General features: G+C 50.0%; 1 rRNA gene. It reads left to right on the top strand.

What is annotated here, in order from left to right:
- Nucleotides 1-30: 30 nt before the first annotated feature.
- Nucleotides 31-570: ribosomal RNA gene (locus tag AB4J89_RS18975) — 23S ribosomal RNA — on the top strand; the annotation flags it as partial.

Consider the following 570-nt stretch of genomic DNA (forward strand, 5'->3'; position numbering starts at 1 on the left):
GTCTTCGAGAGAAACATCTTCGGGTTGTGAGGTTAAGCGAATAAGCGTACACGGTGGATGCCTAGGCAATCAGAGGCGATGAAGGACGTGCTAATCTGCGATAAGCGTCGGTAAGGTGATATGAACCGTTATACCCGACGATTTCCGAATGGGGAAACCCAATATCCAATGGATATTATCATGACGTGAATACATAGCGTCATGAAGCGAACCGGGAGAACTGAAACATCTCAGTACCCCGAGGAAAAGAAATCAACCGAGATTCCCCTAGTAGCGGCGAGCGAACGGGGAACAGCCCAGAGTCTTAATCAATAGCAGCATCAGGAGAACGGTCTGGAAAGTCCGGCAGTAAAGGGTGATAGCCCCGTATCTGAAGATGCTGTTATTGTGAACTCGACGAGTAGGGCGGGACACGTGTTATCCTGTCTGAATATGGGGGGACCATCCTCCAAGGCTAAATACTCCTGATTGACCGATAGTGAACCAGTACCGTGAGGGAAAGGCGAAAAGAACCCCGGCGAGGGGAGTGAAAAAGAACCTGAAACCGTGTACGTACAAGCAGTAGGAGCC

This window comes from Proteus sp. STS61-E (genome assembly GCF_040932335.1).
GTDB lineage: Bacteria > Pseudomonadota > Gammaproteobacteria > Enterobacterales > Enterobacteriaceae > Proteus > Proteus mirabilis_B.